Source organism: Pseudomonas sp. TE12508 (assembly GCF_056279485.1).
The window spans coordinates 51,006-76,132 of record NZ_JBWCCN010000010.1 but is presented as its reverse complement, the minus strand read 5'-3'; the positions used below and the strand labels follow the sequence as shown (position 1 = coordinate 76,132).

Below are 25,127 nucleotides of genomic sequence, written 5' to 3'. Positions count from 1 at the left end.
GGCAGCGTGACGGCCCCTCGGGCTGGTCGAATGCAGGTAATAGCCCGACAGAAGTCCCTCGTTTTTATCTCAAGTAAATTTCATTGTTCAGTTGTTTTGTTGAACTTTATTCATTTCAAGGCCGTTTCATTGATTGACTTACCTGCTACAGAATCCAGCATTTCCAAAGCCAACCCGTTAACCCTGTACCTGGCACGTCTGGCACCGTCCAGCCAGTTGACCATGCGTTATGTATTGCAGGACGCCGCCGACCGTCTGGACTTCGAAGACATGAACATCGAAGAGATTCCCTGGCATCAACTGCAACCCGAGGATGTCGTTGCACTGGTGGCGACCTTGCGCGAAGACGGCTACGCGCCCAATACCTCGTCGCTCTACGTTAATGCGGTGCGCGGGGTGATGAACGAAGCGTGGCGCATGAGCCTGATCAGTCAGGAGCATCTGCTGAAAATGCGTTCGGTCAAAGGTATTGCCGGCACGCGACTGTCCCAGGGGCGCAACCTCAAGCGCACCTTGATTCGCGACTTGATGGAGGTCTGCGCCGCCGATCCTCGGCCACAAGGGCTGCGGGATGCGGCAATCATCGGGATTCTGTACGGTTCCGGGATGCGCAAATCGGAATCGGTGAATCTGGACCTGGCCCAGGTGGATTTCACCGAGCGCAGCCTGTGCGTCACCGCCAAGGGCAACAAACAGTTGATCAAGTACGCGCCAGCCTGGGCCTTCGCCAAACTGGATGCGTGGCTGGAGTTGCGGCGTTCGCAGTTAAAGGAGGGCGAGACGGATGATCCGTTCCTGTTCAACCGCATCCGCCGTGGCAGCCACATTACCCGCGAGCGCATCACCAAGCATGCGATCTACTACATTGCCCGGCAACGCGGTGCGCAAGTCGGGGTGAAAATCATGCCGCACGATTTTAGGCGGTCGTTCATCACCCGAGTGATTGAAGAGCACGACCTGTCGATCGCGCAGAAACTGGCCCACCACAGCAACATCCAGACCACGGCCAACTATGATGTGCGCGACGACAATGAACGCCGTCGGGCAGTGGATCGCTTCGACCTTTGACGGCGGGTTTCAGACGATATCGTCGATCAGAATGTGGCTTTGGGCACGGCTGCATTTCTCGATCCGTGCTTTGACCTTGTAGACCTCGCGCAGCATCTGCTCAGTGATCACTTCATCGCTGGGCCCGCTGCCGTGGCTGGTGCCGTTGGCGATGACCAGCACCTGATCGGCAAAGCGCAGGGCCTGATTCAGGTCGTGGATCGCGATGAACACAATCACCTCGCGTTTGCGCGCCAGTGCCCGCATGAAGTTCAGCACTTGCACCTGCCGATGCATGTCGAGGGCGCTGGTCGGTTCGTCCATCAGCAGGATTTCCGGCTCGCGCACCAGGGTTTGTGCAATCGAAACCAGCTGTTGCTGGCCGCCGCTGAGTTCGCCGAGGTTACGAAAAGACAGCTCGGTGATCCCCAGTGCGCCGAGGATATCGTCCACCCGTCTCAACTCGTCGTCGTGCACGACCCAGCCTGGGGTCAGTTGTTTGCGCGCCAGCAGCACCGACTCGTAAACCGTCAGACGGGCGCTGGCATTCAGGCCTTGAGGCATGTAGCTGATGCCTCGTGAGCCTTTTTTCGAGTCTTGCAGAATGACTTGTCCTGGCCCGTCGATCAGCCCGGCCATGCGCTTGAACAGGGTCGACTTGCCCGCCGCGTTCGGCCCGACCACGGCGACCACCTGGCCACCGGTGAAGGTCGCGGTGGTCACGCCGCAAATGATCTCGCGCTGGCCGTAGCGGGCGCCAAGGTTCTCAAGCTGGATCTTCACCATGAGTTTTTCTTCCCGCTGAGAATCAGAGATATGAAGAACGGCACGCCGATCAGCGAGGTGACCACGCCAATGGGAAATATCGCGCCCGGGATCAGGGTTTTACTGACGACCGAACTGGCGGACAGGATCAGCGAGCCGGTCAACAGCGAGGCGGGTAAAAAGAACCGTTGATCTTCGCCGATCAGCATCCGTGCGATGTGCGGCCCGACCAGCCCGATAAAGCCGATGGTGCCAACAAACGCCACCGGAAACGAGGCGAGCAGGCTGACCATGATCAACGTCTGAAAGCGCAGGCTGCGCACGTTGATCCCAAAACTCGCGGCCTTGTCATCGCCCAGGCGCAGGGCGGTCAAAGCCCAGGCGCGTTTGGCGAAAATCGGCAGGGTGATCAGGATTACCAGGCAGATCACCCCGAGTTTTGGCCAGGTGGCTTTGGTCAGGCTGCCCATGGTCCAGAACACCACCGCCGCGACCGCTTGTTCGGTGGCGAAGAATTGCACCAGCGCCAGCAGCGCATTAAAGGTGAACACCAGCGCAATGCCGAGCAGCACGATGGTTTCCGCCGTCACGCCACGGCGCATGCTCAGGAAATGGATCAGCAGTGCGGAAAGCATCGCCATGATGAAGGCATTCACCGGCACCATGTACTGCGCCGCCAACGGGAACAGCGCCACGCCGAAGGCCAGGCCCATGGCCGCGCCGAAACTGGCGGCGGCGGAAATGCCCAAGGTGAAAGGACTGGCGAGGGGGTTGTTGAGGATGGTCTGCATCTGCGCGCCGGCCAGCGACAACGCCGCGCCGACCGCCACCGCCATCAGCGCCACCGGCAGACGGATTTCCCACATCACCACCCGCACTTGCGCCGATGCGGTGTCCGGTGAAAACAGCGCATTGAGCACTTCGCTCAAGCTGTAACTGGCGGGGCCCAGGGCCAGATCCAGCAACACGCTGCACACCAGCAACACCACCAACGCCGCGAGGATCAGCCGTTTGCGCAGCACCAATTGGCGGTAGGTATCGCGCTGGACGATCTGTACTTCACCCAGAGAACTCATTGGCGGCTCTCCTTCAGGCTGACGAAGTAACCCGACTCGTACGGTACCGGCAGGAATCGTTCATGCAGTTCGCGAAATGAGGCGTCGGGATCGAGGTCGGCAAACAGTGTCGGGTGAAACCATTTGGCGAGTTGCTGGATGGCCACGAATTGGTAAGGGCTGTTGTAGAACTGGTGCCAGATCGCATGAAACGCCTGAGTGTCCTGAGCCTTGATCCCGGCATATGCCGGGCGCTGGGTGTACCAGGCCAGTTTGCGTCGGGCCTCTGTGAGGTCGGCGCCCGGGCCGACGCCGACCCAACGCCCACTGGGCGCGAAGGCTTCCCAGTTGGCACTGGTCACGACCACGTGATCCGGGTTGGCGACGATCACCTGCTCAGGGTTCAACTGGCCGAAGGTGCCCGGAATGATGTCTTTGGCGATGTTGTTGCCGCCGGCCATCTCGACGAAACGACCGAAGTTCTCATTGCCGAAACTCAGGCAACAGTCGTCGGTGTAACCGCCGATACGCTCGATGAACACGTTCGGGTGCGGCGCTTGACTGGCCTTGATGACGTCGGTGACGCGGCGGATCTGCTGGTTGCGAAAATCGATGAACGCCTCGGCGCGCGCTTCCTTGCCGAACAGTTTGCCGAACAGGCGCATGGTCGGTTCGGTGTTGTCCATCGGGTTGTTGCGAAAATCGACATAGACCACCGGAATGCCCAAGGCGTCGAGCTTTTCGATGTAGCGAGCGTCTTCAGTGGCATGTTGGGCTTCGATGTTGAGGATGATCACGTCGGGCTGCTGCGAGATCGCTTGCTCGATGTCGAACGTGCCGTCTTCAAAGCCGCCGAAGGTGGGGATCTTCGCGATGTCGGGGAATTTGCGCAGGTAGGCGCCGTAGGTGTCCGGATCGGACTGGATCAAGTCTTTGCGCCAACCGACGATGCGTTCGATCGGATTCTGCGTATCCAGCGCGGCGACCAGGTACAGCTGTCGACCTTCGCCGAGAATCACTCGTCTGACCGGCAGGTGAACCTTGACCTTGCGGCCCAGCAAGTCGGTCACTGTGACTGCTGCAGGGTCCAGAACAGCGGCGACCGCGTTGCGCGGTGCCAGTGAAAAAATCAAAGCCACGCCCAGCAGTCCTGCCAATAGCAGGGCAACGAAGGCGTGGCTGCGTCGATGAACAGATGCCATGGTTGAAGCCTTTACAGGGCCAGCCCGAGCAGCGGCTCAGGCCACTGCTCGGGCTGGACGTTTTCAGAAATCGACGGTGGCCGACAGTTGCAGGGTGCGCGGTGAACCTTGGGAGAAAGCGCCGTAAGACGCGACACCGGACCAGTACTCACGATCGAACACGTTCTGCACCGTCGCCCGGAACGTGGTCGGGCGTTCCGCGATGCGGGTGGCGTAACGCGCGCCAACATCGAAGCGAGTCCATGGGTCGAGTTCCTGGGTGTTGGCCTGGTTCACGTATTGGCTGCCGGTGTAGATCGCGCCGCTGGTCAGCGTCAAACCCTCGACCCACGGGGTGTCCCATTCGGCCCAGAGGTTGGCCTGAACCTCGGGCACACCCACCGGTTTATTGCCGCGATTGGCGGCGGTGCCGGTTTTGGTCAGTTCGGCGTCGAGCAGGGTCACGCCACCGAGCAGGCGCGTGCCTTGGGCGATTTCACCGAACACGTTCAACTCGACGCCACGGTTGCGTTGCTCGCCTTGCACCGAGAACACGCCGTTGGCCAGTTCGCCGCTGGGCTTCTTGATCTGGAACAGGGCGAGTGTAGAAGTGAAGGTGCCGTAATCGACCTTGACCCCGACTTCCTGTTGGCGGGAGATGTAAGGCGCGAAGATTTCGCCCGAGTTCGAGGCCGTGGCAGGCGCAATGTCGCCTTTGCTCAAGCCTTCGATGTAGTTGTAGTAGAACGAAACGTGATCCCAGGGTTTGACCACCACCCCGAACAGCGGCGTGGTTTCGCTTTCATCGTACGAGGTGGTGACCACGCCGGCGGTGTTGTAGTTATCGGACTGGATATTCTGCTTGCGCAGGCCGAGGGTGACCTGCAAACGTTCGTCCATCATCGACAGGGTGTCGGCCAGGGCCACGCCGGACAGCTCGGTCTCGGAGACTTTCAGCGCATCGGGGCTGGCAATCGATGGTTTCGGACGGTCGACCGGGTGATACATGTTCGACAGAACCGCCGGGCCGGAGTTGATGCCCCTGGACAACTCGTCGCGGTAACGGGTGACTTGCACGGTGGTACTGTGGCTGATCGGGCCCGTGTCGAAGCGCACGCGGGCACCGGCATCGACGGTGTAACGCTCAACTTCGAATTTGTAATAGCCGGGGACCGAGCGCGTATCGCCAGCGCTGTTGAGGATGGTCGGGGTCTGGTCGGACATTCGCGCGACATCCGACTTGCCGCCGCCAGCGTGGGCGAACACGGTCAGGGCGTCGTTGAGGTCGTACTCGGCGCCGAGCAAGGCGGATTTATCACGGGTTTCAGACCAACCCCAGTCCTGGCTGACGTTAGTACGGCCATTGGCTGCGGACGGAATCTCCACGCCGGAAGCAACGAGGAACGGTCGTGACGCGGCGTCGAATTGTTCCTTCTGGCTGATCAGGTCCAGGGTGGTGCGCAGGCGGTCACCCTGATAATCCAGCGAGATCGAACCGATATCGACGTCACGGGATTGATCGTCGATGGCGGTGTCGCCTTGCTGGGTGCTGCCGTTGATGCGCACGCCGAACTGGCGTTCCTCACCGAAGCGCCGACTGACGTCGATGTGCCCGCCGATCTGCGAGTTCATGGCGTAACTGGCGGTGAACCGGGTCAGGTCTTCATCGAGAGAGCGCTTGGGCATCACGTTGATCACGCCACCGACGCCGCTGTTGGGTGACATGCCGTAGAGCAGGGCGCCAGGGCCTTTGATCACTTCGATGCGTTCGGCGTACTCGGTGAACACCCGATAGTTGGGGGCCACGCCGTACACGCCGTCGAACGCCAACTCACCGAGGTTGCCTTCACCCACCGGGAAGCCGCGGATGAAGAAGGAATCGACGATACCACCGGTCTGGCCCGTGGAGCGCACCGAGGAGTCGCGCTCCAGCACATCGGCCACGGTGACCGCCTGCTGATCCTTCATCAGTGCCGAGGTGTAGTTGCTGACGCTGAAGGGCGCGTCCATTACATCTTTGTTGCCCAGCATGCCGAGGCGCCCACCGCGGGCGACCTGACCGCCTGGATAAGCTGGCGGCAGGCTATTGGTGCGAGCGTCGATGCCGTTGACCGTGGTTTCGTCAAGGGTCAACCCGCCTGCACTGTCGGCCGGACGCGGTGCCAGGGTATAGCTGCCGTCATTGCGCGAGACGATTTCCAGCCCGCTGCCGGCCAGCAATCGGCTGAGCGCTTCCTGCGTCGAGTATGTGCCCGACAGGCCCGGGCTGGTCAGGCCTTCGGTCATCGAGGGCTGAAATGACAGGGCAATGCCGGCGTCCACGGCAAATCTCGACAACGTTGCACCCAATGGCCCCGGCGCGATGTTGTAGGCGCGGGTAGCTGCGGCATCCAGCTGTACCGGCGCGGCGGCCGAGGCAGTCGGGCTGACGGCAGCGGTCAGGGCAAGGCTTAGCAACGCGCTACGGACAGCCAGTTTCAACGAGCGATCCGAACACTGAGGGCGTGCAACGAACATGGAGTGATGACCCTTTCGACGAGGTTGAGAAGTTCTTCCTTCCCTAGCCAGTCGAGATCAAAAAAAGTATCACCTGCACCGCAATATTTTTTTGCGAGCTCAGGCGGGAGAAAGCGTGACCCAATAGCCGCTTAAATGCCCGGTGGCGATTACTGGGTACGTCTGCACGAGCATGTTCAAGGTGCGTTGTGTGTCGCTGATGGGGAAGGCGCCGGAAATGCGCAGATCGGCAATGGCCGGGTCGCAGCGTACGAAGCCTTTGCGATAGCGCGCCAGTTCGGCGAGGAAGTCGGCCAGACGTACGTTGTCAGCCATCAACATGCCTTGAGCCCAGGCGCTGACGGCGCTGTCCACCGGGTTCAACCGGCCAAAGGCTTGCGCGGAAAAATCGGTGCGTTGCCCGGCATTGACGATCAATGGGGCGACGTGACTGTCACGGGGCAACTCGACTCTGACCGCGCCGTCCAGCACGGCAAGGTGGGTGCGGGTCTGCCATTGGCGAACGGTAAACCGTGTGCCCAAGGCCTGCATGCGCCCCTGACGGGTGCTGACCAGAAAAGGTCTGGCCTGGGGCAATACATCCGGCACGGTCTGCACCAGAATTTCACCTTCGCGCAAGTTGATCAGTCGCTGGTTAGCGTCGAACAGCACATCGATGGCGGTGTCGGTATTCAAGGTGATGTGCGAACCGTCGGCCAGGGTCATTTCACGACGTTGGCCCACGGCAGTCCGATAGTCGGCCGTCCATTGTTGCGATTCCAGCAGTTTCCAACTGCCCCAGCCGGTGGGCAGTACCGCGAGGATAGTCGCCAGTTTTGCCAGTGCGGTGCGTCGCTCAGGATTGCTTGGGCGATCCAGCGCCGACATCGCCAGTGACGGCGGCAGCCCGCCGAGCTTGCTTTGCAGCAATTGCGCACGAGCCCAGGCGCGATGACGCTCGGGGCTGCTGACACGCCAGCATTCCCACTCGGCACGCTGGGTTTCGTTGAAGTCGCTTTCGCTCAGGCGCATCAGCCATTCGGCGGCTTCTTCGAGAATTCGCGGATCGATTTGCGCGTCACTGTGGCGAGTCGACATTCATTCCACCAGCATCAGGCATTGCACGAAAGCCTGCTTCATGTAGCGCTTGACGGTAATCAGCGAGACGCCCAGTTGCGCGGCGATGTCCTCGTATTTCAGCCCGCCAATCTGCGATAGCAAGAATGTACGCTTCACCAGCGGCGGCAGGGAATCGAGCATCGCGTCGATTTCGTGCAGGGTTTCCAGCACCATGAAGCGCAGTTCGGGGGAGGGCGCTTCGGGCGCGGGCAGCAACGCCAAGGCATCCAGGTAGGCGCGTTCGAGCGCCTTGCGCTGATACCAATTGACCAGAATGCCCTTGGCCACACAGCTCAGGTAAGCCCGAGGCTGCTCAATGACCGCGACCCGGGAAGCGAGTATGCGAGTAAAGGTGTCCTGTGCAAGATCGGCCGCATCCATGGCGTTGCCCAGTTTTTTGCGCAGCGTGGCATACAGCCAGCCATGATGGCCGCTGTACAGGGCCTCGATCATGCGCAGGTGATTGTTGTGAGTCGCGGGCAGGGTATCGCTCATGGATGATAATTTTTAGCGATTGAGAAGTATTCCCAATGCTAGTTGACTGTGACCCTGCGGCGCAAGAGGCGCCTTCAGGATCAATCGCCGGGAGGGACCTGGCTCGGTTGCATCACCACTGGCCAATAGCGCAAGGCGACAATCGGAATCAGCGCGACTACGTAGGCCAGGCAAACAAACAGGTAGGTGTATTGCAAACCATAGACCTGGCTGAGCAAACCACCGGCCGAGATACCCGCGATGGAGGCGAATTGCGCGGTACTTTGGGCAATCCCCAGCACGTAACCCTGCTGTGAGCTGTCGGCGGTTTTCGAGATCAGTGCCATCAGCACCGGCGTCGTCGCCCCCAGCAGCACTCCCCACACGAAGTAGGCAATGACAAACACCGCCGGGTTGCGGGTGATGCCGGCCACGGCGGTCAGGCCGATGCAACCGATAACAATGCAGGTGATGCGGTGCAGGGTGTCCTGCTGGCTACGGTGCTCGAAGTAGCGCGACCACGGCGCCGCCGAGATGATGAAACCCAAGGCCAGTAAGCCATAGCACAGGCCGACCACCGAATTGCGGACCTCGAACACCGAGCTGACATACAGCGAGAACGAAGTCTGGGGCAGCATTCGCGCCAGCAACAAAATTCCCATCACGCCCAGCAACGACAGCAGCGGCGAGCCTTGCCACACACTACGTGAACGCTTGACCGGTGCAGTGGCATCCACCACCGATGCTTTCTTCACCGGCGGCACATCCGGCAAGGTCACGGCCGCCACCACGGTGCAAATCGCACAGAGGGCCGAGGCAATGATGTTGATCCAGAAGAAGGTCGCGTAATCGAGGATCAGCCCGCCGACCACGGCACCGAGCAATGAACCGACGTTGGTGGATATTTGCAGGATTGCAAACAGCCGCGCCCGGCGTGAAGGCGCTTCAATGCTGACGCCGTAGGCCTGGGCCGGGGCGATGTACCCGGCGAACGCGCCCTGCAAGAAGCGCAGGAGCAGGATCACCCAGATATCGCTGCAGAGGGCCAGCCCAAGCTGGGTCAATGACAAACCGGCCAGGGCGCGGATCATCATCAACTTGTGGCCATACCGGTCGCCGATACGGCCCCAGAATGCGCTGGTCAGAATAATCCCCAGCATCGGCCCGACGTAGACGGCGATACTGGCGAAGCTGAACACCGACTCCGACGACGTCAGCCCACGCAGATGGACGGGCCAGAACGGCCCGCTCATTTCCATCGCGCCCATGGAGATGAGCTGGATCGCGAACAGAAGATAAATCAGGATTCTTACGCTTGAACCCTGAAGGGTACCTGTATGGGACATCGGTCAGCCTCGGTGGTTGGGCGGCATCCTACGTGCTTTGCCACCGAGGGAAAACCGCGCACTTGCTACTTGACCGACGGACAGCCCCGTGAAGATCCGATTGCAGCCTGACTGATGGCGGCAGCTAACCGCTTCACATTGTTCTGATGGGCGACCACCAGCTCATCAATGCTCGGGCCAGCGGGGGTCTGCAACGTGCTGCGACAGGTGATCAGCGCAGCATCGCCGGGGCCGAGATTGCGCAGGCGCCATTTGACGTCGATCAACGCGTATTGGCCGGGGATCGAATCGAAGCGCTGCACGTCCAGTCGCAACGACACTCTGCGTTGCAGATTGTTGGTGACCAGTTGATCGACCAGGGCGCTGCGCAATTCATCCACCAGACTCGCCGCCCACCATTCGGTTTCGAGGATCGCCAGGCCACTGTTACCTTGGCGAATGACAATCTGCGGCCGATCGACCTGGGGCGGCACCGTGATGCCTTCGATCTGAATCTCCGCGCCGCCGCTTGCGCCGCTCAGTTGGGTCGGGGTCAGGGTATGGAACTGAATCGGATCGCTGCGGCAAGCGGTGAGCAGCAACAGCGCAGTGACCAGCGAGATCTTCAGCGGGAAAGCCATGGGTATTGCTCCTGTGGTCAGTTGCGCGGTGGCGCCTTCATATCCATCGGTGCGGCGTTGTCGGGACGACCGCGAATCAGTGATTCCGGATGCCGGCCCAGGTAATCCGAGAGTTCACGCAAGGAGCGTGACATGCGCCCGAGTTCGTCCAGGGTCTGGGTCAACTGCTCCCGTTGCGGCGAATCCTCGGCCAAGGTCGAGCTGGCCGATTGCAAGGCCTTGCTGACGTCCCCCAAGGTGGTCTGCACGCCGGGCAGGGTCCTGGCGTTGAACTGTACGAGGCCCTTGCGCAGTTCGACGAGGTTGCTGTCGAGATTGCCGGCAATGCGGTCGATCGGTAGCTGGTTGATCTTGTTGACCATGTTTTCCAGTTTTTCCTGCAACTGCTCGAGGCTGCCAGGAATGGTGGGGATGGTGACGGGGCGGGCGGTTGGATCGAACACGACTTTCTCTGCGTCGGGGTAGAAGTCGAGCGCGATGTAGAGCTGACCGGTCAACAGGTTGCCGCTACGGGCCTGGGCTCGCAGGCCGTTTTCGATGAAGCTGCCCATCAGCCGCACACCAGCGGCTTCGTCATTAGGGTCATGCTTCAAGGCCTCGAGCATTTTGGTATGAGCCTGACCGAGGCGTTGCGGGTAGATCACGATGCCGACATTGACCGGGAAGCTGCGCTTTTTCGCGTCGAAATCCAGATTGACCGAGACGACTCTGCCAAATTCGATGCCGAGGAACTCCACCGGCGCGTCGATCTTCAGCCCGCGCAAGGCCTGATCGAAGCGCAAACTCAGGAACTGCCCCTTGCCAAAGGGGGGCGCGAGGGCGGTTTGTTGGTCTTCGAACAGGTCGAAGGCTTTATTCTCGCTGGCCGGCTGATCATTGGGGCTGTATTCCGGCGCGCGAAACGCGATGCCGCCCACCAACAACGAAGACAGGGATTCGGTATTCACCGCAAAACCATTGGCACCCACGCTCACATCGATACCACTGGCGTTCCAGAACCGGGTGTTCTGCGTGACGAAGACGTCATTGGGCGAATGCACGAAAATTTCGATGTTCACCCCTTTGCCGTCGGCATTCAGCGCATACGCCACCACTTGCCCGACTGGAATCTTGCGGTAATAGACGGGGGAGCCGATGTCCAGCGAGCCCAGGTCCTGGGTGTGCAGCATGAAGCGCTTGCCCGGCTCGCCATAGGTAATGGGCGGCGGGTTTTCCAGACCAATGAAGTGTTTGGAACGGGCATTGGCCTCGCCGATGTCGGCGCCGATGTAATCGCCTGACAGCAGGGTATCGATGCCCGAGACGCCGCCGGCACCAATGCGCGGTCGCACGACCCAGAATTGCGAATCTTCGCGGGTGAAGTTTTCAGCCTGTTTGTCGAGTTTGATCGTGGCGTTAACGCTTTTCTGATCGTTGCTCAGCTTCACTTCAGAGACATGGCCGATGACCACGTTGCGGTATTTGACCTCGGTCTTGTTGGCCGTAAGACCGCTACCGGTCTTGAACGTGACGGTGATGGTCGGGCCTTCCTGCATCATGCTGTGTATCACCAGGGAGATCCCCACCAGCACCGCAACGATCGGCACAATCCACACCAGCGAAACGCTGAAGCGACGGGTCTTGATACTGGCCTGGCCGGGGTCTTGCGGCCCATCAGTGGCTTGCGACTTCATCCATGACCTCCTCGTTGGGTGGGTTATGCCGCTCGTTATCCCGCTTTTCATCCCAGATCAGCCGCGGATCGAAACTCATGGCAGACAGCATGGTGAATACCACCACCAGACCAAAAAACAGAATACCCAGGCGCGGTTGAATATCGCCCAGGGCCTGGAATTTCACCAGTGCGGCGACCAGTGCGACAACAATCACATCGAGCATCGACCAGTAGCCGATCAGCTCGACGAAACGGTAAAGCTTCGAGCGCTCCTTGCGCGCCCAAAGGCTGCCGCGTTGCACAGTGATCAGCAGCAGGGAGAGGGCAACGAACTTGATGCCTGGCACCGCGATGCTGGCGATGAAAATAATCAGGGCAATGTCCCACGCACCGTGTGCCCAGAACTCCAGCACACCGCTCATGATGGTGCTGTCGGAGCCGTTGCCGAACAGACTGGTGTTCATCACCGGCAGCAGATTGGCCGGGACATAGAACACCAGTGAGGTCAGCAAGTAGGCCCATGTGCGGGTCAATGAATTGGTTTTTCGAGCATGCAGGGGCGCGCCGCAGCGTGGGCATTCGTGAGGGTTATCCGTTATGTCGCAGGCCAGACCGCAGCTATGGCACAGGCACAGGTTGAGTTCGCTGGCGAGCGGTGGCCTGTTCATAGGGTGTCCCACAATTCACGGACATCGCGCCCGGCGATGCGGATCAGTAGCAGGCTGAGGACAGCCAGGGCAAACAGGCCAAGGCCGGGTATTACATCGAGCAAACCTGCCAGTTTGAACACCGCCACCATTGCCCCCAGCAGGCAAACCTCGAGCATGCTCCAGGGCCTGAGGGTTTCCAGCCAGCGCATGCACAGCTTGAAGCCTGGCGAGCGCCGATGCACGAGGGCGAAGCTCAGGACCCAGATCAGCAACACCAGTTGAAAAAGCGGCGCGATGATGATGGATATCGCCGCCACCAGCGCAATAAAGGTGATCGGTCCCTGGCTCAACGCCAATACCGAATCCCATAGCGTCGCACTGTTTTTCAGGCCCTTGAGGCTGATGCTCATGACGGGATAGAAGTTGGCGAAAATCCACAGCACCGTTGCCGTGAAGGCCAAAGCCAGACGCTGCTCCACCGACAGTCCGTTATAACGCTGCAGCACGCCGCCGCAGCAGGTACACAGGGCTTTCTGATGTTTGGCGAGCGTGACTTTTTCATACACGCAGTCGCAGTGCTCGCAGATGATCAGTTGGTCAGTCGTAGCCATAGGCCGCACTCGCCAGGAGGCAGGAAAGTCAGAGCACTCCCTCAATATAGAAGTGACTTGCGATTGAGCAAATAAAAGACTGATCAAGAGGACGGGGACATAAAGTCTGATCGACCGCGTCATCGTTCTTCGCGAGCAAGCCCGCTCCCACATTCGACCGCATTCCTCTGAGAGAACTCGGTCAATTGTGGGAGCGGGCTTGCTCGCGAAGACGGCCCGACATTCAACCAATAAGTGGCTGACATGTCGCCCTCGCGAGTAAACCAGTACCCACGATGGCACCCCCTTCAGCCGAGCAATTCGCGCAGGCGATACCAGAACATGCCGAGGGCCAGCAGCGGTGAGCGCAGGGCTTTTCCACCGGGGAAGGTCATGTGCGGCACGGCGCTGAAAACGTCCAGCCCCTGGCTATGCCCGGCATGAATCGCTTCGGCCAGCAATCGTGCGCACCAGTGGGTCACGTTCAGGCCATGACCGGAGTAACCCTGGGCGTAGAACACGTTCGGGTACTGGCTCAAGCGTCCGGCCTGGGGAAAGCGGTTGGCGGTGATGCCGATCATGCCGCCCCATTGATAGTCGATGCGCACGTCCGCCAGCTGTGGGAAGACCTTGAGCATTTTTGGCCGCATATAAGCGCCGATATCCCCCGGATCGCGCCCGGAATAATGACAGGCACCGCCAAACAACAAGCGTCGATCCGCCGAGAGCCGGTAGTAATCGAGGCCGACTTTCTGGTCGCACAGCGCCAGGTTCTGCGGGATCAATTGCGTGGCAACCTCAGGCGCCAAAGGCTCGGTGGCGATGATGTAACTGCCTGCCGGTAAAACCTTGCCAGTCAGGCGTGGTTCGAGTTCTTCCAGGTGCGCGTTGCAGGCCAGCACCAGACTACCGGCGCGCACCGTGCCGCCCGCGCAACGAACCTGAACGGTGCTGCCATGGATCAACTCCAGCACCGGGCTTTGTTCGAATATTCGCACCCCGAGGGATTTGGCAACGCGCGCTTCGCCAAGCACCAGATTCAGCGGATGCAAATGACCCGACCCCATGTCGATCAGGCCGCCGGCATAAACATCGGAGCCCACCACTTGCTGGCGGATCTGCCCGGGGCCGACGAGTCGGGTTTCATGGCTGTAACCCAGTTCGGCAAGGTTTTGCAGTTCAGCCTTGAACGCCTCGAACTGCGCCGGGGTGTTGGCCAGCTCGCAGAAGCCCCAGCGCAGGTCGCAATCGATCCCATGCTCACGGATGCGATTACCCACCAGTTCCACCGATTCGATGCCTGCACGCTCCAAATAGCGCACGCCGTCCTGACCGACATATCGGGCGAAACCGCTGACGTCATGGCCGATGCCGCGGATCAACTGCCCGCCATTACGCCCACTGGCGCCCCAGCCGATCCGCCGGCCTTCCAGCAGAATCACCGAGAGCCCGCGCTGCGCCAGTTCGATCGCGGTGTTAACCCCGGTAAAGCCGCCGCCCACCACGCAGACATCGGCCTCAAGATCCGAGCCCAGCGCGGGGTAAGGTGTCATGCCCTTGGCCGATGCCGCGTAATAGGAATGAGCGTGTTCGTTGTCGTACTGATTCATTGGTTGGACTTCACTTTGCTCCAGGAGCGGGTCATCAGACGCATGATCGGCTGGGGCGGGGTGGTGGAGATGTAGAGTTTGTCGAGCACTTCCTGAGGAGGATAGACCTCTGGATTATTGACCAGCTCCGGGTCCATGTATTGCTTGGCCGCCGGGTTTGGATTGGCGTAACCGACCGACGCGCTGACCTTGGCGATTACCTGCGGATCCAGCAGGTTGTTGACGAACGAGTGAGCCTCTTTCGGGTTGCTGGCGTCGGCAGGAATCGCCAGCAGGTCGAACCAGAGGTTACTGCCTTCCTTGGGGATCGAGTAGGCGATATTCACGCCGTTCTTCGCTTCCTTGGCTCGGTTCGCCGCCTGGAACACATCGCCCGAATAGCCGAACGCAACGCAAATGTCGCCATTGGCCAGGTCCGACACGTATTTGGACGAATGGAAATAGGTGATGTAAGGCCGGATGGTCAGCAGTTTGGCTTCGGCCTTTTTAAAATCCTCGGGGTTTTCGCTGCGTGGGTCCATGCCCATGTAGTTCAGGACCGCCGGGAACACTTCATCGGCCGAATCCATCATCGACACGCCGCACTGACTGAGCTTCTTCAGGTTCTCTGGCTCGAAAAACACCGCCCAGGAATCGATGCGATCGATGCCCAGCACTTGCTTGACCTTGTCGACGTTGTAGCCAATGCCGTTGGTGCCCCACAGGTACGGCACCGAATGTTCATTACCCGGATCATTTTTTTCCAGCAAGGCCAGCAGTTTCGGGTCGAGGTTTTTCCAGTTGGGCAGTTGCGAGCGATCCAGTTTGAGGAACGCGCCGGCCTTCACCTGGCGTGCGAGGAAGTGATTGGAGGGCACCACCACGTCATAACCCGTACGGCCGGCGAGCAGTTTGCCCTCCAGGGTTTCGTTGGAATCGAATACGTCGTAGATCACTTTGGTCCCGGTTTTTGCCTGGAAGTCGGCGAGGGTGGTCTCACCGATGTAATCGGTCCAGTTGTAGACGCTGACGCTCGGCTGAGCCTGCGCCCCGGCGCTGAACGCCAAGGCCAGCGCGACCGGAACCACGGATTTCAATAGACGCATATCGACACCTCTTTTAGTTATTGAATTTCTTCAGGCGTTTGATCGTTCCCACGCTCTGCGTGGGAATGCAGCCCGGGACGCTCTGCGTCCCATTGGAACGCGGAGCGTCCCTTGAGGCATTCCCACGCGGAGCGTGGGAACGATCATCAGGGGGGTTAGACGCTGAGTAGCAAAAACTCGCGCTCCCAGGAGCTGATCACGCGCTTGAAGTTTTCGTGTTCGGCCCGTTTGACCGCGACGTAACCGCGCACGAATTTGCTGCCCAGATAACGCTCGATGGTTTCGCACTCTTCCATGCGTGTCAGTGCGTCCTCGATGGTGATCGGCAGGCGCAGATTGCGTCGCTCGTAGGCACGGCCCTGCACCGCGGCGCTCGGCTCGACCTTTTCGACCATGCCCAGATACCCGCACAACAGGCTCGCGGCGATCGCCAGATAGGGGTTGGCATCTGCGCCCGGCAAGCGGTTTTCCACGCGCATGGCGTCAGGGCTAGAGGTCGGTACGCGCAGGCCGACGGTGCGGTTTTCTTCGCCCCATTCAACGTTGACCGGCGCCGAGGTGTCGGGCAGGAAGCGGCGGAACGAATTGACGTTGGGCGCAAACATCGGCAGCACTTTGGGAATGTATTTTTGCAAGCCGCCGATGTGGTGCAGGAACAGTTCGCTCATCTGCCCGTCGGCATCGGCGAAAATCGGCTGGCCGGTGGCAATGTCCACCACGCTCTGGTGCAAGTGCATGGCACTGCCGGGCTCGTCGCCGATCGGTTTGGCCATGAAGGTCGCGGTGACGTTGTGCTTGAGTGCCGCTTCGCGCAGGGTGCGTTTGAACACGGTGATCTGGTCCGCCAGATCCAGCGCGTCGCCGTGACGGAAATTGATTTCCATCTGCGCCGGGCCGTCTTCGTGGATCAGCGTGTCGAGGTCCAGGCCCTGGAGTTCACACCAGTCATAAACGTCTTCAAACAGTGGATCGAATTCGTTGGCGGCGTCGATGGAAAACGACTGACGACCGCTTTCCGCACGACCGGAGCGTCCCAGCGGCGCCTTGAGCGGCAAGTCCGGGTCTTCGCAGCGCTGGGTCAGGTAGAACTCCATTTCTGGCGCGACAATCGGCTTCCAGCCTTTGTCGGTGTAGAGCTGCAGCACTTTCTTCAGCACGTTGCGCGGCGACAGTTCGATGGGATTGCCGAACTTGTCGAACGTGTCATGGATCACGATGGCGGTGGGTTCGATGGCCCATGGAATGACGTAAACCGCATCGGCGACGGGCTTGCAGACCATGTCGATGTCGGCCGGGTCGAGCAGGTCGTAGTAGATGTCGTCGTCAACAAAGTCCCCGGTTACCGTTTGCAGCAGCACACTTTCCGGCAGGCGCATGCCTCGCTCATGCAGGAATTTGTTGGTGGGTGCAATCTTGCCGCGAGCGATGCCGGTCAAGTCGCTGACCACACACTCGACCTCGGTAATCTTGTGATCTTTCAGCCACGTGAACAGCTGATCGAAAGGGGCATTCATAAAAACCTCATTATTGGTTTGATTAACGCCGGGGAGGGACGCGGCTTCATCCACCGAACACTTCCCCTGTGGCGCGTTGACGACTATCTTGGGTGAGCCTTGCCGTTCCATCTATCCACTTTAAACAGCACAAAGCGCACCAAAAGAGTGCGCGAGGCACCCCATGACAGCGTGCAATCCGTTGCAGGTTCAAGCGTTCAACACCGCCGACGTGGCCGAGCAAATCCGCGCCACACCGGGTTGGGTGCAGCACTATCAGCAAATGTCCCCGGGGCATTTCGCCGGGCGGGTGCGCTATCTGGACTTGCAAGGCGTAGAGATTTACGAAGAACAGATGAACACCCGTGTCGAGCAGAATTTCAGCGCCCCGCAAGGCTCGCTGGCGTTCTGTTTCGATCGCAGCGACAACTCGCTGTACGTGCTGAACGGTGAAAGCCGCAACATCTGGATCACCCCGGAGAACTACCAGGAAATCGCCGTGGTGTTCGGTCCGGAATTCGTTCAGCGCCATGGCCTGGACGTGGCGCGGCTCGAAGGCTTGTTCATGTCGCCGCTCAATTCAGGTCAGAACGCACTGTTCAGCCGCTGGTTGAGCGGGACGTTGACGCGGCTGACGCAGACGCTGGATCCGCCGAGCAAAGAGGCGTTGACCCAGCAACTGTTGGAGGACTGTTTGTACATCCTCGATAACGCCTGTGTGTGCCTGGATCGCGCAGGTTTGCAGCGCCGGGCGGAGGAGCGAACGATCATGAAACGCGTCGCCGAATGGGCTGCCGATACACCGGAAGAAACCCTCAATTTGCTGGAGCTGTCTCAGGTGGCCGGGGTTTCGCTGCGTCAGTTGCAGCATGCGTTCAAGGCGTATACCGGGATGACACCCACGCATTGGTTGCGCTTGCGTCGGCTCAACAGCGCGCGCCGCGAATTGCTCAGGCGAACGGCCGGGGAAACGACGGTCGCGCAAGTGGCGATGGATTGGTCGTTCTGGCATTTGGGGCGGTTTTCCAGCAGTTATCGAGCGTTGTTCCAGGAACTTCCCAGCCAAACACTGGCCCGCAAACACAGTGGACCGTGTCGGAGATCATCATGAGTCGGTTATCGTCTTTCTGCCTGTGTGTCGTCATGTCGATGGTCTATTCCCTGGTTCAGGCCGAAACGGTCGTGCCCTTGAACGGGCAGAGCTCGCAACAAGTCCAGCTGGATATCAATGATTGCAGCAACGTCACGGACAACCAGAGCACCTCAAGCCTGCCAGCCTCGGAGGGTGCTGCGGTGGATGCTACGCAGGTACCAGGACGTCAACATGACGAGTTTTATGAGCAGGTCGAGGGGGATGTGAAACAGCAGCATCACGGTTGCCTGCAAGGGCGGGGTTATCAGGTCACTCCGTGAGCTGGGTGACGCCTGGACTGCGCTGCCGCCGATCAAGCAGATGGACCATCAGCAAGGCATAGAGCGTGAGGGCGATAAACAATCCCATGCGCACGGCGAAGGCGGTATAGACGTCTTTCCCGGCGAGGCTGTCCTGAACCGACTGACCCAGCAGGATGATCAGCGTGACCAGACTGTTGAGCCAGAACCCCGGGGTTTGTCGGGTCGGGCTCAGGGCATAGAGTTTGCGCGCCAACAGCAAGCCGAACAGGAGCATCCACAGAAAGAACATCCACAAGTGCACAAACAGGCTGAGCGCGCACCAGAACCCAACAGCCAGCAGGCCACCCATGAAGGTCGAACCGAGCAATTCATGAGCAGCGTTGCGCGTCGTTGTCGTCGAACTCTGTTGGCCAAGACTGACCGCTTTCAAAATGATCGGCAGATAGCTCGCCGGGTCGATCAGGGCCAACAGGAATGCCGGTATGACAATGAGGGTTGCACGCAGTGCAACCCTGCCCACATCTTGCGCCGGCAAAGCGCTGGCGGCGGGTGGGGAGGGGGCATTGGCAGGGTCGGGAAACAGCCAGTGACTAAACGCCACGACGAGAACGGCGAGGATCAAACCCTTGACCAGGGCACCGATGACCATCGTCGCCAGATCGAACTCGGCAACGCCGGCCGAAGAAATCATAGTCAGGCCAATGATCATGAAGGTCATGATCAAGGCGTTGCCGCCGCGCAGACCAAAACCAAAAGCCAGGAACATACTGACGCCAATCAGCAGCACGCCGGTAATCGGGTAGTAACGCAGGATCGGAATCAACAACAGGCCGACGCCGGTGGTTAACATCGCAGCCAGAGCGAGAATCAATCCGGCCTTCAATGGCAGCGGCCGATTGAGGGAAGCCAACAGCAACACGGCCAGCACAGGCGCGAGAAAAGGGATCGGCAAGCCCAGGCCGAAGCTGGCCGCCAGGCACAATGCGGTGCCTGTGCCCATACGCAACGCACGCTGAACCCGGGGCGTGCGCTTGGTAGGCACGCCCTTAATAGGCATAGCTCAGCCAGCTCATGATCCCCACGAACAAACGACCGAGCAGGTTCAACGGGTTGTCTTGAGTCGGGAATGCCATCACTTCAGCCTGCCCACCGGCACGGATGGCGCGGCTGGCGAACAGCGTTTTCCTTGAGTCCTCGGAGAACTCGATAATCACTGGGAAACGCTGGGCCGGACGCAGCCAGTCGCGGCTGTTCTGCACACTGGGAAGGCTGCCGGGTGCAGTGCTCTGACCGACGCTGACACCGTAGCCGACACTGCGCACACGACCCTCGAAAACCTTCCCCGGCATGGCATCCAGAACGATCGAAACAGGGGTGTCGACCTCGACCAGGCCGAGGTTGTTTTCGGTCATGTCCGCGCTGATCCATACATCGTGGATGGCAATCAGGGTCATGACCGGGCTGCCGGCAGTGGCGAACTGTCCGACATCGGTACGCAGATCGGTGATCAGTCCAGCCGACCGTGCGCGAATCTGCGTGTTGGACAAGTCCAGTTCGGCTTTTGACAACGCAGTGGCGGCGCTACGCAACAGCGCGTTGTCTTCCTCGCTGCCGCCTTCCTGTTCCCGTGCTCGCTGGACTTCGGCATGGGCTGCGGCGACCTGGCTGACAGCCTGTTCACGGTTGGCCCGAGAGACTTCAAGCAAGCGCACGGAAATGGTGCCGGGATCTTCGCGGTACAAACCTTCAAGACGCTGATTGTCCTGCCGCGCCTTGAGTTCATTGGCCTGGGCTGCGCGCAAATTGGCTTGAGCCGAAGCAATGCCGGCGGTGCTGGCACCGATTTGTCGGCGTGTTGATTCCAGGTCGGCACGTGCGCGGTCGACGGCTATTTGATAGGGCTGCTGATCCACTTCAAACAGCACATCGCCCGCTTTGACGTCCTGATTGTTGCGCACATTTACACGGATCACCCGGCCGGCCACTTCGGAGGCCACCGGAATGACAAAAGCGCCCACCCGAGCCTGTTGCGTATATGGCGTGAAACGGTCAGCCAACAAGTACCAGGCCAGACTCAGGACGATCAGCAGCATCACCCATTTGATGCCCTTTTTTGCAGGATCGGCGGCAGGCTCGGATGCCTTGGGGGAGGGCGCCTCAGTGACGGGCGGCGAGGGTTCAGTCATCGGCTTTAACCTTCTGGCTCGGGATAAGAGGCTTGCGAAGGGGCCGGCTCATTCAGCAGGTTGCCCCAGTCGGTACGTTGTTCCATTTGCTGGCGAGTGTTTTGATCGACTGTCGGCTGGGCGCTGTACCACCCACCGCCAAGGGCTTTGTACAGAGCGATCAGGTTGCTCACGGCATTACTTCGGCTGAGCAGGTAATTGTCCTGCTGTTCGAGCAATGCGCGTTGAGCGTCCAGCACGCGCTGGAAGTCCGAGTAACCTTCCCGGTATTGGGTGCTGGCCAGGCTCAACGAACGCGCGGCGGCGACCTGTGCTTCACCCAGGATGCGCTCGCGTTCCAGTGATTTGATCAGGCTGCTGGCGGCATCATCGGCCTCCCGTGCGGCCTGGCGGACTTTGTCGCGGTAAACCTCAATCAGCTGCTGCAACCGCGCATCCTGTATACGCACGTTGTTGCTGATCTGGCCGTGGTCAAACAGGTTCCAGCGCAAACTGGGACCGCCGATCAGGTCCAGGCTGTTGGAGGTGCCGCTCAACGTATCGGTGGTCCAGACGATGCTGCCCAGCAAGGTCAGCGACGGATAGAAGTCGGTTTGCGCGACACCGATCAGAGCCGACTGGGCCGCGACATTGAGCTCGGCGGCGCGCACGTCCGGTCGACGCAATAACAGGTTGGCCGGCACGTCTTGCAGCACGGCTTGGTCCACCAGCGGGATCAGTCCCTCGTTTTCAAGCAATTGGGGCAGGGTGCTGGGTGGCTGTCCGATCAGCACAGCCAACGCGTTACGGGTGCGCACTACTTGCGCCTCAAAATCCGGAATGCTGCTCAAGGTGCCCAGGTATTGGGTCTTGGCTTGTTGCAAGTCGAGTTCGGCGCTCTGGCCACTATTGAACAGTTTTTCGGTGATCTCAAAGTTGCGCTTTTGCTGTTCGGCGTTTTCTCGGGCGACGCGCAAACGCGCTTCGGTGGTGCGCAACAAAAAGTAGGTATCGGCCACCTGAGCACGCAACAGTACAAGAACGTCTTCATAGTTGGCTTGGGCCGCGAAGTAACTGGCATCGGAGGACTCGATGGCTCGACTGAAACGCCCCCAGAAGTCCAGTTCCCAGCCGACATCAAAGCCCGCGCTGTGTTGCCAGAAGTGGCTGTCTTGCGGGTTGCTGCCACCGGATTGCTTGCGGTTGAAGTACAAGCTGTCGGCGCTGGCCTGTTGCAGCTGCGGATAACGCCCGCTTTGCGCAATGCCCAACCGGGCACGGGCTTCCATGACGCGGAGGCCGGCAATTTTCAGGTTGGAATTATGCGCATCCGATTCGGCGATCAGCGCGTCGAGGACCGGGTCGGCGAACACCTGCCACCACTGGCGAATGTCGGGATTCAGGCTTCGTTGGCTGGCTTGCTCAAGCGCGGGGCTGCTCCAGAGTTTTGTCCAGGCCTCGCCTGGGGCCTGGAAATCCGGTCCCAGACGGACACAGCCGCCAAGGCCGAGGGCGACCAGCAGAAGCAGCCGGCCCGAGCGCGTCAGCATCGGTGCACTGATGGTAGATCTTGGGAAAACGTCATCCGAACATACCTAGTATTGAAATGGCGTTGGTTACCGGTTCGCTTAGGTTAGTACAGCTCGGACAAATACAAGGTCATGTTGAATGATCATGGGGTCGACCAACTGCTACGCTTCTGAAGATCCATTAATCCCGGCAAAAAAGGTTAAGAAGACCATGAGCAACTCTCAGGATGACAATGCACCTGGTTCCGCTGGTTGGCGCTTCAAACTGGGCATCGCGATTATCTGTTTGATGCTGGGCTCCTGGCTGATGGTGCCTCTCGCTGCCGCAGTGGATGTGCCCGGCTCAAAGATCGCGGCACTGACAGGCGTTTTGTTTATCAGTAACAAGGTTCTGTTGATTCTGGTCATTGCCATTATGGGCAAATCCGGCTTTCAGCAACTCAAGCGCAGCATGTTCGGTTACGTCTCCACACTTGCACCGGCAGACGTGGAAGTAGGCCCGGCTCGCCATAGAATTGGCCTCGTGATGTTTTGCCTGCCGCTGATCTCGGGATTTCTCGAACCTTACATAGATACTATCTGGCCGGGGCTGAGACCCAATATCTGGCAGCTCCAGGCGCTGGGCGATGCCATGTTGATCGGCAGCTTTTTTGTGCTGGGGGGGAATTTCTGGGACAAGGTACGCGCGTTGTTCATTCGCACGGCACGTGTCGTTAATACGAGCGCGGTGTGAATCGCCTCTAGCGTGAAATGATCCCGTGATCGATCGCGTACTTTACAAGTGCGGCGGGTTTGTCGATGTTGAGCTTGCGACGGATGCTCAGGCGATGAGTTTCTACAGTCCGCACACTGATATCCAGTTCGCGAGCCATTTCCTTGTTGTTCAGCCCCTGAGCCATCTTGTACAGCACCTGGCTTTCGCGCGGAGTCAGCTCGTTGTCGCTACTTTTATCGGCGATGAGCCGCTGTGCGATCTCGGCACTGTAGAACGTCCCGCCGCTGACAATGGCTTCGATTGCCGCAATGATTTCCCGTGAAGGCGCGTTCTTCAGCACATAGCCGCTGGCACCCGAGCGAACGGACTCACTCACGTATTCATAGTTGTCGTACATGCTCAGCACCAACACCTTGAGCGACGGGTATTGGCTGCGTAACAACCGCGTCAGCTCAAGGCCATTGATGTCCTTCAGACTGATGTCGACCAGCAACAGATCCGGCTGGCAGCGCCCGACCATTTCAATGGCATCGGCGCCATTCTCGGCTTCTCCCACCACTTCCAGCTGCGTCATGACCCCCAGCAGCGATTTGATTCCGTCGCGGACCAGGGAGTGATCGTCAACCAGGGCGACGCGGATCGGGTAGGGCAGGTTCATCGCAGGCATTCACTCTAATTGTTATGGGCTGAGTCAGCGTTCTGTACCGGGCAGTTTCATCGGCAGCAGCACGTCCAGCTCACTTCTTCCCGGCGTCGAGGTCAGGTCGAATCGACCGCCAAAATGCTCGACACGCTCACGGATGTTGCGCAGGCCAATGCCCGCGTGACGACGTTCGACCTGGGCGACGTTGAAACCGATACCATCATCGACCACCGTCAAACGTACGGACTTTTCAGAACCGTGCAGGGTAATGATGACGTTTTTTGCTTGTGCGTGGCGTTCGATATTGGTCAGGCCTTCTTGCACAATGCGAAACAACGAGACGGCGGCGCCATCGACCAGATGACAGTCGAATTCGTTATCGTTGAAAGTCACGACCAGACCGCTGCGCTGCTCGAATTCTGCGGCGAGTTGACCGATTGCCGCCGGCAGGCCAAGGGTGTCGAGCAGCGACGAGCGCAGGTCGTGAGAGAGGCTGCGAACTTCGCCAATCGCATCCCCGAGGCGCTCCGTGGCGTCTCTTAAAATGCTCAATCCCTTGTCTTGCCCATTCTCCAGCACATGGCTGGCCAGTTCGAACTGAAACTTGATAGACACCAGTAGCTGGCTGATGCCGTCGTGCAGCTCTCGGGAAACCCGTGACCGTTCTTCCTCTTGAAGGCTGACAATGCGTTGGGTCAGGCGCTGGAGTTTTTTGTCGGCCAGGCGATGCTCGCTGACGTTCAACGTCATGCCGCTGGCGAAGACAAACAGCACCGCCACAAGGGCCACCACGGCAATGGCCAGCATGGTTTTGCGGATGCCCTGAGCCACCTCGTCACGGGCCTGTCGGGTGGCGCGCTCAACGTCTTCAAGGTAGATGCCAGTGCCGAGCATCCAGCCCCAACGGTCCAGCATCACCACGTAGGCGAGCTTGTCGGTCACTTGGCCGGAAGAGGGTTTGTTCCAGGCGTAACGTTGAAAACCTTCGCCCGATTGCGCACTTTTGAGCAACGCCTGGATCACCGGCAAACCGTGAGGGTCGGTCATGTCCCACAGGTATTTGCCTACAAGCTCTGACTGGCGCGCGTGCATCAGGCTGCGACCTTCGCGGTCGTAGACGAAGAAGTAGCCGTTGATGCCAAAGCTGAGCTTGCGCAGTTCTTCGAGCACTTGTTGCTGCGCGCGCGCGTCACCCCGGCCGTTGTCGTACAGCGGCGCGATCAGGCTCTGGGCCATTTCGACGTAGTTTTTCAGCTCTGCGCGCTTGCTGGCCAGAATGCTGTCTTCGATCAGTTGCGCCTGTTGATCACCCAGTTGGCGGTTCAGGGAAATCACCAGCGCGCAGATGACCGCGATCGCCAACACCAGCGGCAGAATCCCGAGCGCGACGATTTTGTGTTTGAGCTGCATCTCTACTCCTGGCCAGACCGAGGGAAGGCGAAGGCCCGGCATCATATGCCAAAGATACGCGCCTCCAGTAGCAATGCTGGACAGA

Annotated in this window: 23 protein-coding genes; 4 read left to right on the top strand and 19 right to left on the bottom strand. The window is 59.7% G+C overall.

What is annotated here, in order from left to right; genetic code table 11:
* The first annotated feature begins 129 nt into the window (after positions 1-129).
* On the top strand, positions 130-1,068 hold the full coding sequence (locus tag ACZ9IM_RS15405) for a site-specific integrase (RefSeq protein ID WP_371317105.1): 939 nt from the start codon (positions 130-132) through the stop codon (positions 1,066-1,068).
* A gap of 9 nt (positions 1,069-1,077) precedes the next feature.
* Here ACZ9IM_RS15405 and ACZ9IM_RS15400 read toward each other — a convergent pair whose 3' ends face one another.
* The 14 genes from ACZ9IM_RS15400 to ACZ9IM_RS15335 form a co-directional block, all read right to left on the bottom strand.
* Positions 1,078-1,833 carry an ABC transporter ATP-binding protein gene (locus ACZ9IM_RS15400; RefSeq protein ID WP_427624611.1) on the bottom strand — a complete coding sequence of 252 codons (756 nt, stop codon included), beginning with the start codon at positions 1,831-1,833 and terminating at the stop codon, positions 1,078-1,080.
* Positions 1,827-2,888 (bottom strand): FecCD family ABC transporter permease, encoded by a 1,062-nt coding sequence (locus tag ACZ9IM_RS15395; protein ID WP_008072361.1) that lies wholly within the window; start codon positions 2,886-2,888, stop codon positions 1,827-1,829. The genes ACZ9IM_RS15400 and ACZ9IM_RS15395 overlap by 7 nt, the downstream gene beginning before the upstream one ends.
* Positions 2,885-4,069, bottom strand: a complete 1,185-nt coding sequence (locus ACZ9IM_RS15390) for an ABC transporter substrate-binding protein (RefSeq protein ID WP_476224385.1) — start codon at positions 4,067-4,069, stop codon at positions 2,885-2,887. The genes ACZ9IM_RS15395 and ACZ9IM_RS15390 overlap by 4 nt, the downstream gene beginning before the upstream one ends.
* Positions 4,070-4,132: 63 nt before the next feature.
* Positions 4,133-6,565: a TonB-dependent siderophore receptor gene (locus ACZ9IM_RS15385; protein ID WP_476224384.1), complete on the bottom strand. Its 2,433-nt coding sequence runs from the start codon at positions 6,563-6,565 to the stop codon at positions 4,133-4,135.
* A 99-nt stretch (positions 6,566-6,664) separates the two neighbouring features.
* Positions 6,665-7,642, bottom strand: coding sequence for a FecR domain-containing protein (locus ACZ9IM_RS15380; protein WP_476224382.1), 978 nt, complete (start codon positions 7,640-7,642; stop codon positions 6,665-6,667).
* Positions 7,643-8,158, bottom strand: a complete 516-nt coding sequence (locus tag ACZ9IM_RS15375; RefSeq protein WP_008072357.1) for a sigma-70 family RNA polymerase sigma factor — start codon at positions 8,156-8,158, stop codon at positions 7,643-7,645.
* A gap of 80 nt (positions 8,159-8,238) precedes the next feature.
* Positions 8,239-9,483: an MFS transporter gene (locus ACZ9IM_RS15370; RefSeq protein WP_476224381.1), complete on the bottom strand. Its 1,245-nt coding sequence runs from the start codon at positions 9,481-9,483 to the stop codon at positions 8,239-8,241.
* A 65-nt stretch (positions 9,484-9,548) separates the two neighbouring features.
* Positions 9,549-10,103 carry a PqiC family protein gene (locus ACZ9IM_RS15365; RefSeq protein ID WP_427624603.1) on the bottom strand — a complete coding sequence of 185 codons (555 nt, stop codon included), beginning with the start codon at positions 10,101-10,103 and terminating at the stop codon, positions 9,549-9,551.
* A 17-nt stretch (positions 10,104-10,120) separates the two neighbouring features.
* Positions 10,121-11,776, bottom strand: coding sequence for a PqiB family protein (locus tag ACZ9IM_RS15360; RefSeq protein ID WP_427624601.1), 1,656 nt, complete (start codon positions 11,774-11,776; stop codon positions 10,121-10,123).
* Complete coding sequence (locus tag ACZ9IM_RS15355; protein WP_476224380.1) at positions 11,757-12,425, bottom strand: paraquat-inducible protein A; 669 nt, start codon at positions 12,423-12,425, stop codon at positions 11,757-11,759. Before ACZ9IM_RS15355 ends, ACZ9IM_RS15360 begins: the two co-directional genes overlap by 20 nt.
* Positions 12,422-13,018, bottom strand: coding sequence for a paraquat-inducible protein A (locus ACZ9IM_RS15350; RefSeq protein WP_476224379.1), 597 nt, complete (start codon positions 13,016-13,018; stop codon positions 12,422-12,424). The genes ACZ9IM_RS15355 and ACZ9IM_RS15350 overlap by 4 nt, the downstream gene beginning before the upstream one ends.
* Positions 13,019-13,305: 287 nt before the next feature.
* Positions 13,306-14,607: an NAD(P)/FAD-dependent oxidoreductase gene (locus ACZ9IM_RS15345; protein WP_476224378.1), complete on the bottom strand. Its 1,302-nt coding sequence runs from the start codon at positions 14,605-14,607 to the stop codon at positions 13,306-13,308.
* On the bottom strand, positions 14,604-15,692 hold the full coding sequence (locus tag ACZ9IM_RS15340) for a polyamine ABC transporter substrate-binding protein (RefSeq protein WP_427624595.1): 1,089 nt from the start codon (positions 15,690-15,692) through the stop codon (positions 14,604-14,606). Before ACZ9IM_RS15340 ends, ACZ9IM_RS15345 begins: the two co-directional genes overlap by 4 nt.
* 155 nt (positions 15,693-15,847) lie before the next feature.
* Positions 15,848-17,206: a glutamine synthetase family protein gene (locus ACZ9IM_RS15335; protein ID WP_007900282.1), complete on the bottom strand. Its 1,359-nt coding sequence runs from the start codon at positions 17,204-17,206 to the stop codon at positions 15,848-15,850.
* Positions 17,207-17,369: 163 nt separating this feature from the next.
* Between ACZ9IM_RS15335 and ACZ9IM_RS15330 the strand changes: the two genes are divergently transcribed.
* Together ACZ9IM_RS15330 and ACZ9IM_RS15325 are read left to right on the top strand one after the other, a co-directional pair.
* Positions 17,370-18,296, top strand: a complete 927-nt coding sequence (locus ACZ9IM_RS15330) for a helix-turn-helix domain-containing protein (protein WP_476224377.1) — start codon at positions 17,370-17,372, stop codon at positions 18,294-18,296.
* Positions 18,293-18,598, top strand: a complete 306-nt coding sequence (locus tag ACZ9IM_RS15325; protein ID WP_427624592.1) for a hypothetical protein — start codon at positions 18,293-18,295, stop codon at positions 18,596-18,598. The genes ACZ9IM_RS15330 and ACZ9IM_RS15325 overlap by 4 nt, the downstream gene beginning before the upstream one ends.
* Here the strand turns inward: ACZ9IM_RS15325 and ACZ9IM_RS15320 are convergent.
* Genes ACZ9IM_RS15320 through ACZ9IM_RS15310 form a run of 3 tightly spaced genes read right to left on the bottom strand, consistent with a single transcriptional unit; the run spans position 18,588 to position 22,295 of the window.
* Complete coding sequence (locus ACZ9IM_RS15320) at positions 18,588-19,637, bottom strand: DUF2955 domain-containing protein (RefSeq protein WP_476224376.1); 1,050 nt, start codon at positions 19,635-19,637, stop codon at positions 18,588-18,590. The two genes, ACZ9IM_RS15325 and ACZ9IM_RS15320, sit on opposite strands and share 11 nt — an antisense overlap.
* Positions 19,627-20,766, bottom strand: coding sequence for an HlyD family secretion protein (locus ACZ9IM_RS15315; RefSeq protein WP_476224375.1), 1,140 nt, complete (start codon positions 20,764-20,766; stop codon positions 19,627-19,629). Before ACZ9IM_RS15315 ends, ACZ9IM_RS15320 begins: the two co-directional genes overlap by 11 nt.
* Before the next feature lie 5 nt (positions 20,767-20,771).
* On the bottom strand, positions 20,772-22,295 hold the full coding sequence (locus ACZ9IM_RS15310) for an efflux transporter outer membrane subunit (RefSeq protein ID WP_476224374.1): 1,524 nt from the start codon (positions 22,293-22,295) through the stop codon (positions 20,772-20,774).
* A 190-nt stretch (positions 22,296-22,485) separates the two neighbouring features.
* On the opposite strand from ACZ9IM_RS15310, the gene ACZ9IM_RS15305 reads away from it, so the two are divergent.
* Complete coding sequence (locus ACZ9IM_RS15305) at positions 22,486-23,007, top strand: transporter suffix domain-containing protein (protein WP_427624588.1); 522 nt, start codon at positions 22,486-22,488, stop codon at positions 23,005-23,007.
* 7 nt (positions 23,008-23,014) lie between these two features.
* On the opposite strand, the gene ACZ9IM_RS15300 is transcribed toward ACZ9IM_RS15305, so the two are convergent.
* Positions 23,015-23,647, bottom strand: coding sequence for a response regulator (locus ACZ9IM_RS15300; RefSeq protein ID WP_008072339.1), 633 nt, complete (start codon positions 23,645-23,647; stop codon positions 23,015-23,017).
* 33 nt (positions 23,648-23,680) lie between these two features.
* Positions 23,681-25,042: a cache domain-containing protein gene (locus ACZ9IM_RS15295; RefSeq protein WP_427624585.1), complete on the bottom strand. Its 1,362-nt coding sequence runs from the start codon at positions 25,040-25,042 to the stop codon at positions 23,681-23,683.
* Positions 25,043-25,127: the final 85 nt, after the last annotated feature.

Excerpts from the sequence above, each read along its gene's own strand:
- ACZ9IM_RS15315 (WP_476224375.1), bottom strand. The coding sequence starts at position 20,766 with ATGACTGAACCCTCGCCGCCCGTCACTGAGGCGCCCTCCCCCAAGGCA.
- ACZ9IM_RS15340 (WP_427624595.1), bottom strand. The coding sequence starts at position 15,692 with ATGCGTCTATTGAAATCCGTGGTTCCGGTCGCGCTGGCCTTGGCGTTC.
- ACZ9IM_RS15300 (WP_008072339.1), bottom strand. The coding sequence starts at position 23,647 with ATGAACCTGCCCTACCCGATCCGCGTCGCCCTGGTTGACGATCACTCC.
- ACZ9IM_RS15370 (WP_476224381.1), bottom strand. The coding sequence starts at position 9,483 with ATGTCCCATACAGGTACCCTTCAGGGTTCAAGCGTAAGAATCCTGATT.
- ACZ9IM_RS15400 (WP_427624611.1), bottom strand. The coding sequence starts at position 1,833 with ATGGTGAAGATCCAGCTTGAGAACCTTGGCGCCCGCTACGGCCAGCGC.
- ACZ9IM_RS15360 (WP_427624601.1), bottom strand. The coding sequence starts at position 11,776 with ATGAAGTCGCAAGCCACTGATGGGCCGCAAGACCCCGGCCAGGCCAGT.
- ACZ9IM_RS15325 (WP_427624592.1), top strand. The coding sequence starts at position 18,293 with ATGAGTCGGTTATCGTCTTTCTGCCTGTGTGTCGTCATGTCGATGGTC.
- ACZ9IM_RS15295 (WP_427624585.1), bottom strand. The coding sequence starts at position 25,042 with ATGCAGCTCAAACACAAAATCGTCGCGCTCGGGATTCTGCCGCTGGTG.
- ACZ9IM_RS15320 (WP_476224376.1), bottom strand. The coding sequence starts at position 19,637 with ATGCCTATTAAGGGCGTGCCTACCAAGCGCACGCCCCGGGTTCAGCGT.
- ACZ9IM_RS15365 (WP_427624603.1), bottom strand. The coding sequence starts at position 10,103 with ATGGCTTTCCCGCTGAAGATCTCGCTGGTCACTGCGCTGTTGCTGCTC.
- ACZ9IM_RS15305 (WP_427624588.1), top strand. The coding sequence starts at position 22,486 with ATGAGCAACTCTCAGGATGACAATGCACCTGGTTCCGCTGGTTGGCGC.
- ACZ9IM_RS15350 (WP_476224379.1), bottom strand. The coding sequence starts at position 13,018 with ATGGCTACGACTGACCAACTGATCATCTGCGAGCACTGCGACTGCGTG.
- ACZ9IM_RS15355 (WP_476224380.1), bottom strand. The coding sequence starts at position 12,425 with ATGAACAGGCCACCGCTCGCCAGCGAACTCAACCTGTGCCTGTGCCAT.
- ACZ9IM_RS15375 (WP_008072357.1), bottom strand. The coding sequence starts at position 8,158 with ATGAGCGATACCCTGCCCGCGACTCACAACAATCACCTGCGCATGATC.
- ACZ9IM_RS15335 (WP_007900282.1), bottom strand. The coding sequence starts at position 17,206 with ATGAATGCCCCTTTCGATCAGCTGTTCACGTGGCTGAAAGATCACAAG.
- ACZ9IM_RS15395 (WP_008072361.1), bottom strand. The coding sequence starts at position 2,888 with ATGAGTTCTCTGGGTGAAGTACAGATCGTCCAGCGCGATACCTACCGC.
- ACZ9IM_RS15330 (WP_476224377.1), top strand. The coding sequence starts at position 17,370 with ATGACAGCGTGCAATCCGTTGCAGGTTCAAGCGTTCAACACCGCCGAC.
- ACZ9IM_RS15345 (WP_476224378.1), bottom strand. The coding sequence starts at position 14,607 with ATGAATCAGTACGACAACGAACACGCTCATTCCTATTACGCGGCATCG.
- ACZ9IM_RS15390 (WP_476224385.1), bottom strand. The coding sequence starts at position 4,069 with ATGGCATCTGTTCATCGACGCAGCCACGCCTTCGTTGCCCTGCTATTG.
- ACZ9IM_RS15310 (WP_476224374.1), bottom strand. The coding sequence starts at position 22,295 with ATGCTGACGCGCTCGGGCCGGCTGCTTCTGCTGGTCGCCCTCGGCCTT.
- ACZ9IM_RS15380 (WP_476224382.1), bottom strand. The coding sequence starts at position 7,642 with ATGTCGACTCGCCACAGTGACGCGCAAATCGATCCGCGAATTCTCGAA.
- ACZ9IM_RS15385 (WP_476224384.1), bottom strand. The coding sequence starts at position 6,565 with ATGTTCGTTGCACGCCCTCAGTGTTCGGATCGCTCGTTGAAACTGGCT.